The sequence below is a fragment of the Pseudomonadales bacterium genome, from assembly GCA_041395945.1.
Lineage (GTDB): Bacteria > Pseudomonadota > Gammaproteobacteria > Pseudomonadales > Azotimanducaceae > SZUA-309.
In genome coordinates, this window is the sequence record JAWKZN010000003.1 from 1 (window position 1) to 18,447 (window position 18,447).

Below are 18,447 nucleotides of genomic sequence, written 5' to 3' on the forward strand. Positions count from 1 at the left end.
GTGACCGACTACGAGGCCGCCGAGGAGGAGCGGTCGTTCATGCGGGCTGTCGTCGGCGGTCTTGCCGACCTCGAGGCCGGCCGAGAATTGTCCCTCGCAGACGCCAAGGCTCGGCTGGGCTTGAAGTAGGCGCATGGCGAAGGTTGCCATCCGGTTCGCCGAATCCGCACTTGCCGATCTGGAATCGATACGGACCTGGTACGCCGAACAGGGTGTACCCGATGTCGGCGAACGCCTGATCGGCGAAATCGTCGCGAGCATCGAGGCGCTCGCCGATCATCCCGAGATGGGCCGCATCGTCCCCGAGTTCGATCAGCCCTTTCTGCGCGAGCTGATCCGGCCGCCGTTTCGCATCGTCTATCGGCGCGATCCGAAGCACGTGCGTGTCGTTCGAGTCTGGCGCAGCGAGCGCCTGCTCGACGTGCCGGACGAAGACGCACGCTGAAATGGCGCCACCGCAGATTATTACACTGTAATAATCGCCCGCCGGCCGCTCGAAGCCGTCCCTGACTCCGAATCAGCTGTCCACAGAGTCCACAGGCCCTGCCCGCCACGGCAAAGCGAGCCATCGAACTCGCGTCGCCAAGGGCGGGACCGCGCTGTGCGCGGTGCCTGTGGGCCCCTGTGGGCAGGTGAGGCCGTTCCGCAGGCGCGCGGGAAACTCATCTGCAGCCCCTGTGACAGGCGAAAGCCTGGCGCCGGGGCTGCGACGCCGCGAAGCCGCCCGTGTCACTAGCGAGCGCAAGCGGGGTAGTGACGCGGGCGGCGTTGCCGTAATCGACGCGGTGCTGGCGCCGAATTACCCGATGACGCGCGAATGACGCGTTCCTAAACTGCCGCCCACGACCGATTCATCCGTGGCCACTGCGGCTCAGTGGCAAAGAGGGCGCCCGTCCTCGACCTTAGGGTCAAACCGGGCATGCGCGTCCAGGACCGAACCCGACGCGCCGACCTCAGGGTCGTCGGTCCATCGTCCAAGCCGTCGACTTATTCGTCGACTCATCCGGTGAGCTCCCCGCTCGCCATTCCACGATCCACTCGATGCCGCTGCCGCCAGGTAGATCGACGAGTGTTTTTTTCAACGTCGCGAAAGTCCCTTTCGCCCAACTCAACGGAGGTGATGTGTAACAACAAGACCATTCATTCCACTCAGCAACACGAAGGAGGTGATGCGTTATCGAAGAGCGGCCCGCAACGGGCCAGTTGGTCTGCACCGGACCACTCCCCAACAGGGGAGAACCGGTGTTGCCTGCAACCAGGCGTCTTCAGGTTGAACGGGAGTGGTGTCCCGTGACCCCAGCCGGATTCCGGACTTGGTCGGCCAAGGCCTGCCAGGTGGTCAGAAACACTTACCAGAGCATCGAACACTGTGAGAGACCTGAACTACCAACTCAAACAATTGTGCCGCCGGAACCGGGATGGTGGGTATGCGACCCAGCGAAACCGGGAGCGGCTGTTGTCGCTGATCGCAGATCAGCTCCACGCGCTGGGCTTCCGAAACATGAACGCCCAATCGCTGAAGCCGAAACACGTCGAAGGCCTGGTGAACCGCTGGCAAGGGGAATCGCTGTCCGTCGGCACGATCAAGAACCGGATGACCGTGTTGCGCTGGTGGGCCCAGAAGGTCGATCGGCAGAACGTGATCGCGCGGCAGAACGACCACTACGGGATCCCCGAGCGAAGCTTCGTGAGTCGCGAGTCCAGGGCCGTCCGCGTGGAGGGGCAGGCTCTCGATCGCGTTGGCGACATTCACGTGCGGATGAGTCTCGAGCTGCAGCAAGCGTTCGGGCTGCGACGTGAGGAAGCCATTAAGTTCCAACCGAGCTACGCGGACCGTGGCGATCGGCTGGTGCTGAAAGACAGCTGGACCAAGGGCGGCAAGGCGCGCGAGATCCCGGTGCGCACTCCGGCACAGCGAGCACTGCTGGACCGAGCGCACCGACTGGCGGGACGCGGCTCCCTGATCCCGGGCGAACGCAACTACCGTCAGCAGTTGCGGGTTTACGAGCGGCACACCGCGAATGCCGGCCTGTCCAAGTTGCACGGGCTGCGCCACGCCTACGCGCAGGCCCGCTACGAAGAGCTCACGGGCTGGAAATCGCCGGCGGCCGGCGGACGATCATCGAAGAGTCTGTCCGGTGGCGAGCGCGCCGTCGATCGCGAGGTGCGGCTTGCGATCAGTCGGGAGCTCGGGCACGAGCGAGAGCAGATCACGGCGGTCTACCTCGGCCGGTAGCCAAAGCGCTTCGCAGGTCGCCGGAGTTTCCGGTTCCGCCAGGTACGGGAGTTGTCGACTATCGGGTCCTGCAGCGAGCCACTGACCGACCCGACATGACCAGACCCGTCTCAGCTCTCCATCGCAAGCCATCGTTCCGCCTGGTGGTGTCGGTGACCGTACTGCTCGCCGCAACCTCTTCGGTACGGGCCGACGAACTTGCGGTCGCACGTTACTCGACGGTTCGCGCGGTACCGACAATCGCGCAGCAGGACCCGCTCGCGGCCTCGGTGCGCACGACACTGCCGCCATCGGTTGTCCGCGTCGGCGAGGCCATCACCGGCTTGTTGGCGCCGTCAGGTTACCGGCTGGCCGATTCGCAAGCGGCAGGACCCGACCGTGAGACGCTGCTCGCGCTGCCGCTGCCCGAATCGCATCGGGATCTGGGTCCCATGCCGCTGCGCCTGGCCCTTGCCACGCTGGCTGGGCCGGCGTTCGTCCTGGTAGAAGACCCCGTTCACCGACTTGTTTCGTTCGAGCGGTGCACGTCGGCACCGGGAGGTCGATAGTCCCGATGGAACCGATCGTTGCCGTTCTCATTGTCATCGGCGCGTTGATCGTCGGCGGCAATGCGCTCGACAAGGAAGCCACACGCTCAGGCAGCGAATCCGCTGCGACGGCGACGCTCGCAGATCGCGAAGCACAAGACCGTCAGGCTTGTGACAACCAGGGTCCGCGCCAGCGCGATCTCACCGTTCGCTACACCAGTCGGACGACACCAGCGTCTATGGATGCCGAGGCCTGCGATGAGTAAGCGGACAACGGGTGTCCTCGCCATGACACTACTGGCGGCCTGCGCGTGGCCAGCCGTGGCCGCGGAATCGAGCGACGGGCAATCGACAGCAACCAAGGTGAATCAATCCGCGCTCGAGTGGAGCGACCTCACTGCCAACGAACGCACTCGAGCCGAGGTGTGGGGCCTGTCGGCGACTGAATGGGGCCGCTACCGATCTCTGATGGAAGGCATTCGCGGCAGCATCAGTCCGGGAACGATCTCTCCCATCGAGGTGTTGGGCATTCACGCCCGAGACGATGCCGAACGCCGTCGCTATGCGGAGCAATGGGCGGTCATGATGCGCGAGGATGCCGAACGTATCCTCGCTTTCCAGCGCGCCTACGACCAGGCCGGCCGGTTGCTCTATCCCAGTGAATCACTGATCGACGTGGCCCGGCTCCCCGACCGTGCGGAGGGCGAGCAGGCGCTTCTCGCGACGGACCGTGTGCTCTTGTTCGCGCTTCCAGACTGTGCGGCCTGCGATGCGATCCTCTCGCGACTGCTGGCGAGGCTCGACCGCGTGGCGGGTGTGGACGTCTACCTCGTAGGCGTCGCGGCCGGTGACGAGGGCGCGATCCGCGATTGGGCCACGGCGCGCGGGATCCAGCCGGAGTGGGTGAGGACACGCAGGGTGACGCTCAACTTCGAGGCCGGCGCGCTCCAGCGACTCGCGCCCGGGCAAAGCGAACTGCCGTACCTGATGCGCCGCCGTGGCGAGTCGGTCACGCCGCTACCGTGGGCGGCACTGTGACCCGAATGACCGCGATGGTGCTGCCAATCATAGCCTTGGTCGTGCTGGCACCAGCGGTATCCGCGGCAGGTGGCGTGCCGGAAGGGTACCGGCAGGTTGCGGAGATCCATGGTATCCCGAGCACGCTTTTCTATGCCGTTGCGCTCGCTGAGAGCGGCAAGCGCATCGATGGCCTGCGGACGCTGCGGCCCTGGCCGTGGACACTCAACGTCCACGGCGACGGCCGTTTCTATCCGTCCCGGCGGGCTGCAATGGTCGCACTGCAGAAAGCGCTCGCCAGCGGGTACCGCTCGGTGGATATCGGCTTGATGCAGGTGAACTGGCGCTACCACGGTGCCGCGCTCGGCCGCATCGAAGACGCGCTCGAGCCGTACCGTAATCTGAACGTTGCCGCGACCATCCTGGCGGCCTGTTACCAATCCCGGAATGACTGGTGGGCGGCGGTCGGCTGCTACCACGCGCCGAACAATCCAGATCGCGCGATGCGCTACCGACAGCGAGTGCGCGGTATCTGGACCAATCTCACGGCGACGGGATAACGCCGGTATGTCTCGCGCACAAACTGCCAGCGTTGTGCTGATCGGGATGTCGCTCTGGGCGAGCATCGCCGGCGCCGAGCTGACGGTCATCCATGACACCGGCGCCACCCGGCCGCTGGCGCCCTATCTGGAAGTGTTTGGCGAAACGCCGCGCATGGATCCACCCGCTCGGATCGATAATTCGAACGAGAATCTCGGCGCCGCCGCTGTGCCGAATCTACTGCCGATCCGCACACCGGGTTTGACGCCCGGGCCAGTGACGCCGCGGCCGCTGAGGCTGCCGAACAACGGCACACTCTCGCGACCCTTCTTCCTCGTCGGCGCGGACGCTCGGTCGCGCGAGTGGTTCGCGACGCACCGTGATCGCCTGCTGGCGATCGGGGCGGTCGGGATGCTGGTCCAGGCCCACAGCGAAGCCGACCTCGCTGCGATCGCACAGATTGCGGACGGCATCCCGATTCTGCCCGCGCCGGCCACCGACATTGCGCGCGCCCTGGGTCTCGAGCACATCCCCGCGCTTGTCTCCCGGCACGGCATCGAGCAGTGACGCCGCATCCCGTCGAGGCGCTGTTGCGCCCGCCGGTAGAACTCTGGTCGGCGTTGGTCGCGGTCGCGACCGCCGTGATGGCACTCATGGCGCCCTGGGCACTGATGATGCCGCCCGGGATCGCGTACGCGGCGGCCACTGCGCTGTTCGTGCTGGCGTTCGTCCGCTTGCGCCAAGCCTGGCGGGTCCTGCGCTACCAGCGAAATATGCGATGCCTGCCGACCTACCGTCTGCGCGCGGCAGGCATTCCGCTCAGCCGCCACAAGCTCTTTCTCGGTCGAGGATTCCGCTGGACGCAACGACACTCGCAGCGCCTGCGCGACACGATCCGCCCGGAAGTACAGCGCTACGTGCAGCCCGGGGCGCTCTACCGATGGGCACGGCAGAAGGAGGTCGCCTGGGAGTCCGTGCCGGTGCTCGGCGTCGCCGCCTGGGCGTTGCGGCAGCCGGCCTGGTGGAATCCATTCAAGCCGCTACCGGCGGTAGGCGGCACGCCGGCGCTGCATGCGGTGGAACCCCATGAGGAAGATGTCTGGATGGATCTCGGTGAGCGAGTCGGACACACCCTCGTGCTCGGTACCACGCGGGTCGGCAAGACGCGGCTGGCAGAGCTCCTGATCACCCAGGACATTCGCCGCGGTGACGTGGTCATCGTCTTCGATCCCAAGGGCGATGCCGACCTGCTCCGGCGCGTGTACGCAGAAGCCAAACGCGCCGGCCGCGCCCAGGATTTCTACCTGTTCCATCTCGGCTTTCCGGAGGTGTCGGCGCGCTACAACGCGATCGGCAGTTTCTCCCGCATCACCGAGGTCGCGACCCGTATCGCGAACCAGCTGCCGAGCGAAGGCAACTCGGCCGCGTTCAAGGAGTTCGCCTGGCGCTTCGTCAACATCATCGCTCGCGCGCTGGTGGCACTCGGCCGTCGGCCGGACTACCAGCAGATCCGTCGTTACATCAACGACATCGAGCCGCTGTTCGTCGAGTACGCGCGCGAGCATCTGCGCCGCAACGGTCTCGAAAACTGGGCAACGGAGGTGGAGGAGATCGCATCGAAGATCAGCGAGCGCAATCTCTCCTCGGCGCTGCGCGGCCGGGACCGAGATGCGATCGCGATGATGCGCTACCTGCAGACGCAGGATCTTTACGATCCGGTGCTCGATGGTCTGGTCTCAGCATTCAAGTACGACAAGACCTATTTCGACAAGATTGTGAGCTCGGTGGGACCGCTGATGGAAAAGCTCACCACCGGCAAGCTCGCGGAGTTGATCTCCCCGAACTACCTGAACGAAGACGACAGTCGCCCGATCTTCGAGTGGCTGGAGGTGATCCGCCGCAAGGGCATCGTCTACGTCGGCCTCGACGCCTTGACCGATACGACGGTCGCGAGCGCCGTCGGAAACTCCATGTTCGCCGACCTGGTCTCGGTCGCCGGGCACATCTACAAGCACGGCGTGCAGGACCCGCGCAGTGATGCGGTCCCTGTGGAGGCAGCTCGTCTACCGACGATCTCGATGCACGCGGATGAATTCAATGAGCTCATCGGTGACGAGTTTGTCCCGCTGTTGAACAAGGCCGGCGGCGCCGGTTTTCAGGTGACCGCCTACACGCAGACCTGGTCAGACGTGGAGGCCAAGATCGGTAGCCGCGCCAAGGCTGGCCAAGTGGCTGGCAACTTCAACACGATGATCATGTTGCGTGTGAAGGAGCTCGCCACCGCCGAGATGCTGACGGACCAGCTGCCGCGCGTGGAGGTGTTCACGCTGATGAGCGTGTCCGGCGTCGATGACTCGTCGGACCCGACCTCGGGCATCGACTTCAAGTCCCGCAACGAGGACCGTATCAGCGTCTCCGAGGTGCCGATGCTGACGCCGGCGGAACTGGTCCGTCTGCCCAAGGGGCAGGCCTTTGCGCTGCTCGAGGGTGGGCGGCTGTGGAAGATCCGCATGCCCTTGCCGGACGACCGGGGCGATCCGGCAATGCCCACGAGTCTCGCGGCCATCGCCAACGAGATGGAGCGAACCTACATCACCAACGAGCACTGGTACCGCGCGACCGAGACCTGGTGGCACGCCGCCGCCGACGTGGACGTGCCACTAACAAACGTCGCGGACGATGGCTGAGGCCACTGCGGATCCCCGGCGCAGGGACGTCCGCCAGGGGCTGATCTCCAACTTCCTGACGACGCTCGCGCAGGGCATCAAATGGCTGCTGTTGTCCCTGGTGTTCTCAATCCTCACCGAGTGGGTCGGCATGGCGATTTGGTGGCCGGATCAGGGGCTCGACCACAGTCGGAACATGCTCGCCGCCGAAATCAGTTATCTCCAGCAAGACTTCGGCCGAAGCCTGGTCAGCTCGGACCCGGCCCGGTTCACCAAGAAGGTGGCCGACAAGACGTATTACGTCCTGTTCGAGGCAACCCGATTCGCCGATTTCGTGCGGTGGACTGGCGCACCGCCGAGGCCGAGCGAGACCGGTCTGCGAGCGCGAATGCACGCGATGTTTCAACCCATCGCCGAGTACGTCCTGGCAGCCATGCAGGTGACGCAGGTGTTCTCGGTGCGCCTCGCCATCCTCGTACTCGCGCTGCCGGTCTTTGGACTGTTTAGCGTGGTGGCGATCGTCGACGGTTTAGTGAAACGCGACCTGCGTCGATGGGGCGGGGGGCGCGAGAGCTCGTTCGTGTACCACTGGGCCAAGCGCTCCGCCTTGCCGCTGCTCGTGCTGACGTGGGTGGTCTATCTGGCGTTGCCTTTCAGTCTTCACCCAAGCTTGGTGGTACTCCCCTTCGCAACCCTGTTTGCGCTGAGCGTGGCGGTGACTGCGAGTACGTTCAAGAAGTACCTCTAAAAAGGAACCGAGGTTCCGACTCTTCCTGGGCGGCTCGTTGTACGTTTATGCGCATAAGCGTATAAGATCACTGTTCGTCTTTCGGGAGGATGTCGATGAGTAACGTGCGATGGTCCATCGTAGTACGCGATGACGTGGACAGGGCGCTACGGACCTACCTGGGCCGGCATGGTATGAAAAAGGGCGACATCTCTCAGTTCGTCGAAGAGGCGGTACAGGCGCGCCTTTTCCAATTGACCGTCGAGGGCACGAAGCGGCGTAACCAGCATCATTCTCAGGATGAAATGCTGGAGGCGATTAATGAAGCCCTGCGCGGCAAGTAGACGATTCCGTCGTCATTTGAGCCCCGCTCTGAGCGACAGGCCGATGACCTTTCGGCTTTCGGCTCCCCAGTCGCTTCCGATGATCGATTGGGGCGACTGATGAGAGGTTACCAGACCAACTACGTCAACCTGATCGCGGACAACCTTCGAGACCGCTACGAGAGTGGGTTCCCCATTCTGAAGGAACTGATTCAGAACGCTGACGACGCAAAAGCTCGTACGTTGATCTTTGGGACCCACCCAGGGTTTCCCGATGCGCCCCATCCGCTGCTGCGTGGACCGGGTCTTTGGTTCTTCAACGATGGCGAGTTCAAGAAGAGCGATTCGGATGCTCTTCGTTCTTTCGGCATCAACAGCAAAGCTGGTGATGCCGGTGTAATAGGCAAGTTTGGCCTCGGAATGAAGAGCGTCTTCCATTTGTGCGAGGCCCTTTTCTACGTCGCCTGGGATGGAGTGGACTTCCACTGTGAAGGACTCACTCCATGGAAGCACGATGATCACAGTCCTCATCCCGAGTGGGATGAGACGAGTGCCGCTGATTGGGACGCACTGACAAGCCTCGGCTCAGAACTCGTCGAAATGGCCGAGCACAGCTGGTTCTTGTTGTGGCTTCCACTGCGAATGAAGCGACATTTGCAAACCACCTCGGGCGAAGAGACGGGGGCCATCATCAGTCGATTTCCCGGAGACGATCCGTCCAGTGAGCTTGCGTTTCTTAGCGATCCAAAACTGGCAGGCCACGTGGCTGAAATGCTGCCCTTGCTGCGACACCTGGAGCGCGTCGAACACAAAGGGAATATCAATAGCTTTGCTTTGGAACTCTCGTCCGGAGCCCGGCTGATAGGCGACCCGCCCTGCTCGCAGGCGGATGGCCAAATTCTATATGAAGGTAAGCAGCGGCTAATTGGTTTCTCTGGGCTGAGATCAGAAAGCGCGGATGGATGGTTCGCAACCGCAAAGGCGCGAGAGGAGTGGCCCCGTACTTGGTATCGCGATGATTTGGGACGGGAGCACTTGGCAATCGATAAGGCGTCGCCGGAGGCGGCTGTCTTGTTCTGCGCAGGCTTCAATTCCGTTCCGATTTCTCGGCTACATTGGGCAGTTTTCTTGCCAGTCGAGGACGGTGGTCAACGAATTCAAGCGGAAGGCTGTAGGCTGGAACACTCGATCGTCCTCCATGGTCAGTTCTTTCTAGACGCCGGTCGAAAGAACATTCACGGGTTGGAAAACCTTCATCTTGACCCTGCTTCAGATCGCGACGCGCGAATGGACGAAAGCGCATTGCGGACTGCCTGGAATCAGAAACTGGCGCAGGACGTGTTGTTGCCGATGGTGCTGCCGGCTCTAGATCGGTATACCGACAAGCTGGAGCTCTCAACGGACGAGTGCGGTTTTTTGACAGAAGCCATTTCAACGACGGAATGGTTCCGCACCTTTCGCAAACATATCTGCCGGGACAGCGTCTGGGCGCGAACGCTGCAGCGTGGGACCGAACCTCGATGGAGTTTGGTCGATGGCGATGCTCGCCTTCGCCTTCGCCCTGTTCCCAAGCCGCCGAATTCAGTCCCGGAACGGCCGTGGTTAGTCTTCCCGGAACTGTCCACAAGCAACGTTGTACCCTACGACGCGGAAGCACCATGCCTGTGGGATCAGCCACGTCAATGGCTGGAAGCTGAGCTCGAGCTTTTGCTGTCGCGCATCGGTGGTTTATTCACCGACGGACCGTCCATGGATTACTTGGCTGAGTTCTTGGAGTCCTGGGCGGGTCCTTACCTATCGACGGATCGGATACAGAGCCAACTAGTTTCAGTCCTACGAGATGGCCTACGCGCCGCTGGCCTCCAAGCCCGACGCCAGGTGGCAGCAAAGGGGAACAGAGTCCTTGGCTTTCTCCGGCCGCAAAACCGGTTGGAGCTTTCGGCGGAGTTGCCGGAGGCGATCCTTAGGGAACTGTGGAGAATCGATGCTCCCGTATTGCTGGTTCCCAGGGGAATGGACCAGGCTGCATCGAGCGCAGGTTCGCCGGACGAGAGCGTGCTAGTCCTTTGGCTCGGTGTGCTAGACCGCGCCCTTGGCGGTGAAAGCGAAATACCAGGTCAGCGTCAGATACTCGTGGCGGTTCACGGGCTATTACGTACGCTGCCAGCCGATGCGCGGGGACGATTCCTTCGAGTAAATCGCAAGCTGCGTGTTATTGGAGTTCGCGACGCCGCGACCGGCACCGAGAGGGCGGTGTCTTTCGAGTTTATCGAGCGCATTAGAACGGCCGGCACTTTGTTTGGTTTTTCGGAAGGACTTGGAGAAGCGGCGATGGGTGTCACGCCGCTGCTGTCCCGAGCGATTCCGGACGCGGAAATCTGCCTCGTTCGGGCACAGATTTATCGCGAGCTTTTCCCGGACAATGGAACCGCGAGCGGAAGCAGACGCATCCCTTCCGCAAGTGATGGTCGAGCCTGCCTTGCAGCGATTGGGCACCAGACTACAGGACGACTGGGAGGCGTCGCAGACCGCCAAAGAATGCTCGAACATGCTAATGATCCAGGCACAGACCCCAATGCACTTCGCGGTCTGCGTGTGCTCCTACATGGCGCGGTCGAACATCGCGTCGACGATTCCGCGGTCTTGTGGATCGGACGCCATGATCAACCTCCAGCCTGGAACAAACTATGGGCTTCTACTCACAGGGGTGAACAATGGAGCTTGGTTCCCGAGGAACTTGCAAACTCCGTTCCCCGCGCGCGTTGGGGCCAGGCCAACGTTGCGGAGATCGACTCGCACACGTTAATTCAAGAGTTGCGCAGTTCCGCTCTCATCGATATCGCCGCGCCTGAGGAATTCTCGATCGAAGAGCGTGGCGAGATCCTAGCCCGCATTGAGCACGAAGACCTCTGGCGGCGACTTCCTTTTCACACGACCCTGGCTGGCGAGCCGGTATCGGCGACTGGCGAAAATGTTTATCTGGCGCCCACGCGCAAATCGCACGATGATCGATTGGCTCTCCTGGCGACGCTGATAGCCCCAAGCAAAAACGCGCGGGTCGCAGAGAAGCAGAAACGCTGGCTGAGACCTTTCGACGACCGAGCCATCATCGAGATCGCGCTGAGTACCGAGCAACCCACTCTCCATTGGCGAAGCGTCATGGCGGCCCTGGATTCCCTCCCAGCCGTTGTCGAAGAGAATTTGCGAAGGCTGATTCGGAGTAAAAGCTGGCTGCCGACTATTTACGGTACGTCGGCGAAACCCGAAGACGTAATCGATCTCGATGCGGCCTTGGGGGACGAAGCCCACAGACTCGTCGCGGAGCATCGAGTCGCGCACGGCCCCTGCTTTGCAGTACCCGAAGAGATCGAAGGCGCATTACGAAGTAACCCGGCTTGGGAGATGCTTCGGGAGCTGGGATTCGCATCCAGAGAAGAGGGTCTAGAGCGCCTTGGATTGCTACTTGAGGATTTACCCGAATATCACGTCGGGGAATGGCAAGCAGAGCCTACCGCCGACGAGATAGAACTGTTGGCTGATTGCGAAAAACTCCCGGGTTGGCGGTTGTTGGAGATGGCCTCGGGTGAGCCGTTCGAGCGGGAGGCGGCGTGGAGCCGACTTGGGGAAGCCCTTTCAGGATCGATTGATGCTGAGCAATTGGCAGGGGTGCTGGACTGGCTCAGTAAGGACACTTCCCAATGGCACGTTCGCAAGTCCGTCTACGACGTCTATTTGAGACAACTGGCCCGGTACGGGGAAAACGCACAGCGTTTTATCCCGGGCTTACGGCTCGCTACCCGCGACAAGAATTGGAGTGATTCTGCGTCACTTTGCGCCGGCGCCCATGGCGTGGTGGATTCGAGGGTTCTAGACGCGCAACAGGCGGCAATTCTAGGCGACCTGGTTTACCAGGCGGGTGCATCGCATGCTCACGAAAGTACGGTCGGCATGCCTGACGCGACGTTTCGACTAGCCCGTGACGCAGCGCCTGAACTCCTACGTGAGTATTTCCGCGATTGGCACGGGAGTCTCGTTCCTTCACCGATGATTGGTGTGGTGCTCGGGTTGCTTGGCTCGGCCATGAGAGGCCTCGCCAATGAGTATCTTTACCCACATAGTTTTGAATGGCTTGTTGGACGCTTGCCTTGGCGAGACCCGGGAAGGACGCGCGAGCGGCGGGAATGGATGGGAGACAAAACTGTAGACGAAGCGCTGGAGCTCATTGAAGCAACAGTCCGAGTCGAGACCGGCGAAGAAGTGGAAGTGCTTAGCCTTCTGGGCCAATCGATACGGGTCGCGCTTGAGCAGGAAGTCCGAACCCTGCTCGCGGGCGCGCTAAGTTGGCAAGGCGGCTACGGGGTGATGATTCCGTTTCGTCGCGTCGAGCTTGGTCGATTCGACGCGGAGCAACTCTTCGACCTGCTCCGTGCCACCGCCGAGCGACTCTACTTCGAGTTGTACAACCAGGCGAAGGTGGATTTCGGATTCTTGTGGCAGGAGCTAGACCGGAGCGATCAGCTGGAAATCGGAATCGCTCGTCGGCTGATCCTGGATCACATTCCCTTCTACCTCAGACAGCTCTCCGTGAAGAGCGACCGGATCGAAAAGCAACTAGCGATCTGCGACTCATGGCGGCGCCGGATCGCCGAAGCAGAAGCGGAGGGGGAATCAGCGGAATCAAGCAGAAGAGAGTTGCGCCAGTCACTCGAGAAATTGGCCGGTTGCATCGACCTGAACACAGACGAACAGGGTGCGGTCGTCCAGGCCGTCAAGAGTAAGCTTAAGCAGTACCAATATGAGCTCGCGAGTATTCCACTGGAACTGTTCCAGAATGCCGACGACGCCGCCGTCGAGCTGGGTCATTTTCACGCTTTTCCTTTGCAAGGCTCCGAGGTGCCGCCGGCGGCACGGCGATTCGTGGTGGACGAGCAGAGCGATGGACTCGCGTTTCTCCACTGGGGGCGTCCTGTCAACGCTCGCGGTCCCGTCGGCTTCGACGGCGAACGACGCGGCTACGACCGAGACCTAGAGAAGATGCTCATTCTTTCAGCCTCCGACAAGCGTGGCGACGAAGGCGTAACCGGTAAGTTCGGATTGGGGTTCAAGAGCGTATTGCTGGCGTGCGAACATCCACGAATCATTAGTGGCCGGTTGGCCATACGCGTGGTGTCCGGGATCCTGCCCCAGCCTTGGAAGGACTCCCAGGAGGCGCGGGTTCGGCTGACCCGACTAGGCGCAAACTCCAAGCTGCCGGGGACGCTCATAGAGCTTCCTGGTGTTCACGGCGAACTTAGGGATCAAGTTCTGGAACGGTTCCGACAGCTCGCGGGGATCCTATGCGTTTTTGGGCGCGCCCTCCGGACCATTACCCATGTCGCGGCGTCAGAGTCGACCTGGCATTGGCGACCGAGCGAAATTTGCCCGGGCGTAGAGGTCGGCCAGCTGGATCTAATGGGTGATTGGGGCGCCCACACGACGGCGCTCTGTATCCGCACAGAAATCGGCAGCGTGCTCATGGCAGTGGGGCCCCAGGGTTTTCGTCCGCTGCCTGACGGGGTTCCCGCACTCTGGGTCACAGCGCCCACTCGAGAAACGTCGACCGTCGGTTTCGCCATCAACGGAAATTTTGACTTGGATGCCGGGCGCGCCAGGCTGGCTGGAAGCACGACTGAAAACCTGGAGAAAGCATCACGCATAGGCAGCGCGGCCGGCGGCGTCTTGGACGCGCTGCTCGAACGCTCCTTTGAGGATTGGCCGTCCGTCCGGGCCGCGCTGGGATTGGCGGCGGATGCCGACGCTCTAGGGTTCTGGGAGAGCATGTGGTTTGGATTGACGAAAGGATGGTTGCGGCGTCGCCGCAGCGATGGGGCGGAGCTGGCCCGATCGGTGGTGCTCGGCGCGCTCACACGGTTGAGCGAGCGCCCAATGGCCGTGCCCAACGGGTTGGCGGGAGCTCTACGTGGATTCTCGGATGCGAGCGATATCCGGTACGAACTGAGCGGGGCGCTTTTGCAAGAGGACGTTGGCGCAAAGTTGGGAGCCTGGACAAGATTCGCAAGCCGCTACCCTGGCCACCTCTGCGTCTCCACGGAGATTGGCGACATCGTCAGAGAGGCCAAGCTGGCCAACCCACAGCCCCTGGGCCTTTCTGCGCTAGTGGGTCTGTTGGAGCGCTCCAGGGTTGAGCCGGCCGATGCCGAAGTCCTTGGATGGGTGCACGTTCTGACCGAGGACAGTTCAGACTGGGAGTCCGTCGATCTTCAGGAACGGTTGAGTCAGTTGCAGTTTCGGTCCGAAGCGGGAGAGTGGGTCGAGGCCCGTAAGCTGCTGGCTCTTCATGGTCCAGGCCTCGACTCGGACGAACCGAGAAGGCATGCATTGGCGCCACCCGAGTATCGATTGCACGCCGGTTACTACGTCGAAACGGACGGCCAACATTCGGCCGCGACCTTTTTTCTGATCGCCCGGCAACGCATGGAGGCCCCGGCAGAGCGAATAGCGCAATGGGTTCTGGACGCGGGTTCGGTTGAGGTGCGACGCGCTTCTCTGAAATACCTCGCTGACGGCGACCTTGGGGAACGCGTCGCGGAGCGGGTGCGCGGTGCCGAGTGGTTGCGTTCCGCACTGCAGGACCCTGAGCTCATGCGAGGGCTGAGTGAGGAACAGGTTGACCGGCTCCGTCGACGCCTGGTTTCGGTTGCCCGGCTTGAGTGGGCCGTTGATACCGACGAACTGCCGGAGGATCGCGAACCGATATCCGCGCACGTCGATCTGACGACGGCCTTGGTTAGGCTTCACGAATGGTGGTCGAAGGAGCGGAAACAAAGAGCAGGAGAATATCGGAATCGTTTGTATCCTCAGGGACTGAATCTTGAGCCGGACCCGCACAGCGGTCGAATCGACCGATCGTCATGGCTCATGCTCCTCGCAATCGGGAGCTTTCAGGGTATGGGACGTACCCGAGATGAACAGCATCGTGGCTTTATCCGGTACTGTCAGGACCGCGGCTGGTGGAATGTCTTCACGGAAAGCGATCCTAAAAAGGAACCGGAAAAATGGATGAACATCATCGAGGAGTATGCGGAAGCGCAGCATGACGATGAGGAATGGACGCAGTGGTTGGCTCAGTTCCCGAAGCTCTATCGGTTACGCCGCTGGCTGGACGATTACGCAGATCTATTCCTCTCGATTGATCGCTTCGATGAAAGTTTCGCCCTCGACACGATTCTTGCGCCGAGAGCGAACCCGAAGTTTCAGGGGGGTGGGATCGACGCGCCGCCGCTGACTAGGACTTTGCGAGTCGGATCCCATCTTGTCGTTCGGGAGCTTCTGCATCACGGTGTGATCAAAAGCCGGTTCGCAGCTCCCCATGCCTACGCGCCGATAGATCGCGTCCAGACTTTTTTCGACGCATTCGGTGCCTGGGTCTACACCGGCGAGGACATCTACCAAATCCTGGTGGAACACTTGGGCGAAGACGCGGCTGACTTCAGCGGAGACTATGACATCCCGTTGCGGATAATCTCCTCCGATGAATCGTTACGTCACAAATTGCTTGAATAGTTGTTGGGAATAGTCGAGAGAATGCCACGTGCAATTGACATCCGGTTTGACGGACAGGACTACATACTGAGGGCGGAATAGTGCTTGAAGCGGGACAGCAAGTTCACCATCCGGGTTTCGGGACAGGAAGCGTGATCCTGGACCAAGGGGACACTGTCATCGTGCGTTTCGAAGATCGAATCGAGTCCTGCGAAGCGAGCAGTTTGACGCCTCGTCTCGGAGTCGTCGACGCGGTCAAGCTGGGGCGGTGGTCGCCGACGCTGGATGTGACTCTAAAGGCCCAATCTGCAGCCATACGCTCATTGAACGACGCGTGGGGAGTTTTCTCGCGGTCACGAATCGACCTTCTTCCGCACCAGCTGTGGGTGTGCCACCGAGCTCTACAGCAGTGGCCAATCCGATTGTTAATCGCTGACGATGTTGGGTTGGGAAAGACGATAGAGGCCGGCCTCATTCTGTGGCCTTTGCTTTCCAGCGGAAAGGTAAGAAGGCTTTTGATTCTCACGCCCGCCTCCCTTGTAGAGCAATGGCAATACCGGCTACGGACGCTCTTTGACATCCGCATGTCGATGTATCGCCCTGAGGTAGATCGCCCGAGGGCCGACTTCTGGAGTACCCATAACCAAGTTGTCGCGTCCCTGCCAACTATGCGCATGGATCGCGCGGGGCGCCACGAGCGACTATTGGACGCGCCCGCCTGGGACATGCTCATCGTGGATGAGGCGCACCATCTCAACGCTGACGAACAGACAGGAAAAACGCTGGGCTATCAGTTCATCGAACGTCTTGTCGAAGAGGATCGCGTCCAGTCATGCCTCTTTTTCACGGGGACGCCCCACCGTGGTAAGCCTTACGGCTTCTGGTCGCTCATGGGGCTGCTACGGCCCGATCTCTTCGGTCCAAACCGCCCGGAGCAGGAGCAAATGCCACTGCTGAGGCAGGTGCTTATTCGGAACTTCAAGCAAAAAGTCACCGACATGGCAGGAAACCGACTGTTTCAGCCGGTAAGTAACCACCCCGAGACCTACGACTACACGGACGAAGAGCGAGATTTTTATCAGCTCCTGACGAACTTCATTCTCGCCGGTAACGCTTATGCATCCGGATTGCAGCAGAGTGAGCGCCGGCAGGTAACGCTGGTCCTAATTGCTATGCAGAAGATTGCATCCAGCTCGGTGGCGGCCATTCGGGCCGCGCTGAGAAGGCGGCTGGAGAAGCTGAGGAAGGAGGTAACCGAGCTTCGCGAGCGCTATGGGCCCGACTTTCCCGCAAGCGAGGAGGAAGACCCCGAAGTCTTGGACGCCTTTACCCGGTGGATGAATCAAGAGCGGTTCCGATTGCTCGAGGACGAGTTGCCCCATCTCGAGTCGCTGCTTCGAGCCGCCGAGCAGATCAAAGAAGAGAGCAAGATTGCTCGCATAGGCGAGATCATCGTCAACCAATACGGTGACCGTTCAATCTTGCTGTTTACGGAATACAAAGCGACCCAAGCGCTGGTGGTGTCGACTTTGATGGCCCGTTTCGGCGAGCACAGCGTGGGGTTTATCAACGGCGACAATCGATTAGAGGGAGTTCGGCGACCTTCAGGCGAGGAGACGGTCATCTCGGCCAACCGGGAGACGACTGCTGATTCGTTTAATCAGGGCCGGATCCGATTTCTTGTTTCGACCGAGGCAGGCGGCGAGGGAATCGACCTACAGGAGCGCAGTCACACGCTTATTCACGTAGATCTTCCTTGGAATCCCATGCGGCTTCATCAGAGGGTCGGTCGATTGAACCGGTATGGCCAGAAGCACCCCGTTGATGTCGTGACAATTCGCAACCCCAGTACTGTGGAGTCCAGGATCTGGGGCAAGCTCGAAACGAAACTCGGTCACATCATGGAGGCCCTCGGACATGCCATGGATGAGCCAGAAGATTTGATGCAGATGGTTCTTGGCATGGCCGGTCCGAGTTTCTTCAACGAGTTGTTTGCCGAGGGCCAGTCGGTTCGAGCGGATCGTCTGGATGAATGGTTCGACGCGAAAACGAGGAGCCTAGGCGGAAAATCCGCTCTTATGACCGTGACAGACCTAGTGGGGCACTGTCAGAGTTTCGACTTATCCCAGTTAGAAGACGTTCCTCGAAAGGACCTTCCGGACTTGGTCCCCTTCTTCTACGGCGCGTTGGTCAAGAATCGGCGCCGACCCGACCGAGAAGGAGGCTCCTTCAGTTTCAAGACGCCGGACGCATGGTTGGGCTCACCGGGCGTGCGGGCACGTTACGAGGATCTGATCTTTCACCGGCATCCCCATGATGCGGAGGAATCCAAGCGGATCGTGGGCGTTGGTCATCAGGTCTTCGACCAAGCGCTGTCCCAGGCCGCGGACGAGGAAGCGGCGCTGGCACTGTTACGCGAGACGACGCACCCACTAGCGGTGTTTCAGGTCCAGGATGCAGTGACCAGCCGAACCGGCCACCTGCGACAGGTGGCCGTGGGTGTTACCGCAAACGATGCAGGTGCCTTGGTCCTGCTGCGGGACGAGCAGATTCTGGAGCTGCTCAATGTACGCAAGCCTGGGCAAGCCGAGGTGTCCGGCGCGGTGCGATCGATTCCGGGTGACGAGATGTCGGTCTGGCTGGAGGGGGCTCGCGAGTACGCTGCCCGAAACGTCGAACAGTTGCGACTGCCGTTCCTTAAGCCACTGGTGAGCGATCTGACGCTGTTCTGGCCGGAAAGCGACATCTCTGAGTAGTGGGGGCTATCCTATTGGACTAGGGACTTTGCCAGTGCTCTAGCGATTCAGCCGCTGAGTCCAGATCCGAGCTCTGTGGTTCTCCTCTTCTCGACGCTGTTTGCGCTGAGCGA

12 protein-coding genes are annotated in these 18,447 nt (G+C 61.2%); all 12 read left to right on the plus strand.

The genetic code is table 11. From position 1 onward, the window contains the following. Positions 1-133: 133 nt before the first annotated feature. Positions 134-445: a type II toxin-antitoxin system RelE/ParE family toxin gene (locus R3E82_21265; protein MEZ5553425.1), complete on the plus strand. Its 312-nt coding sequence runs from the start codon at positions 134-136 to the stop codon at positions 443-445. Between the two features lie 924 nt (positions 446-1,369). After that, on the plus strand, positions 1,370-2,236 hold the full coding sequence (locus R3E82_21270) for a phage integrase N-terminal domain-containing protein (protein ID MEZ5553426.1): 867 nt from the start codon (positions 1,370-1,372) through the stop codon (positions 2,234-2,236). Positions 2,237-2,331: 95 nt separating this feature from the next. Then, positions 2,332-2,784 carry a pili assembly chaperone gene (locus tag R3E82_21275; GenBank protein ID MEZ5553427.1) on the plus strand — a complete coding sequence of 151 codons (453 nt, stop codon included), beginning with the start codon at positions 2,332-2,334 and terminating at the stop codon, positions 2,782-2,784. Between the two features lie 5 nt (positions 2,785-2,789). After that, entirely contained in the window at positions 2,790-3,029 is a 240-nt protein-coding gene (locus tag R3E82_21280; GenBank protein MEZ5553428.1) for a hypothetical protein, read from the plus strand. Positions 3,030-3,051: 22 nt separating this feature from the next. Continuing rightward, entirely contained in the window at positions 3,052-3,801 is a 750-nt protein-coding gene (locus tag R3E82_21285) for a TIGR03759 family integrating conjugative element protein (protein ID MEZ5553429.1), read from the plus strand. Positions 3,802-3,806: 5 nt separating this feature from the next. Then, positions 3,807-4,340, plus strand: coding sequence for a transglycosylase SLT domain-containing protein (locus R3E82_21290; GenBank protein MEZ5553430.1), 534 nt, complete (start codon positions 3,807-3,809; stop codon positions 4,338-4,340). A gap of 7 nt (positions 4,341-4,347) precedes the next feature. Then, positions 4,348-4,887 carry an integrating conjugative element protein gene (locus tag R3E82_21295; protein MEZ5553431.1) on the plus strand — a complete coding sequence of 180 codons (540 nt, stop codon included), beginning with the start codon at positions 4,348-4,350 and terminating at the stop codon, positions 4,885-4,887. After that, positions 4,884-7,007 carry a type IV conjugative transfer system coupling protein TraD gene (traD, locus tag R3E82_21300; GenBank protein MEZ5553432.1) on the plus strand — a complete coding sequence of 708 codons (2,124 nt, stop codon included), beginning with the start codon at positions 4,884-4,886 and terminating at the stop codon, positions 7,005-7,007. The genes R3E82_21295 and traD overlap by 4 nt, the downstream gene beginning before the upstream one ends. Beyond that, positions 7,000-7,734 (plus strand): TIGR03747 family integrating conjugative element membrane protein, encoded by a 735-nt coding sequence (locus tag R3E82_21305; GenBank protein MEZ5553433.1) that lies wholly within the window; start codon positions 7,000-7,002, stop codon positions 7,732-7,734. Before traD ends, R3E82_21305 begins: the two co-directional genes overlap by 8 nt. A gap of 95 nt (positions 7,735-7,829) precedes the next feature. Beyond that, positions 7,830-8,057 carry a ribbon-helix-helix domain-containing protein gene (locus R3E82_21310; protein MEZ5553434.1) on the plus strand — a complete coding sequence of 76 codons (228 nt, stop codon included), beginning with the start codon at positions 7,830-7,832 and terminating at the stop codon, positions 8,055-8,057. Positions 8,058-8,156: 99 nt separating this feature from the next. Beyond that, on the plus strand, positions 8,157-15,599 hold the full coding sequence (locus tag R3E82_21315) for a hypothetical protein (GenBank protein ID MEZ5553435.1): 7,443 nt from the start codon (positions 8,157-8,159) through the stop codon (positions 15,597-15,599). Positions 15,600-15,730: 131 nt separating this feature from the next. After that, entirely contained in the window at positions 15,731-18,334 is a 2,604-nt protein-coding gene (locus R3E82_21320; GenBank protein MEZ5553436.1) for a DEAD/DEAH box helicase, read from the plus strand. Positions 18,335-18,447: the final 113 nt, after the last annotated feature.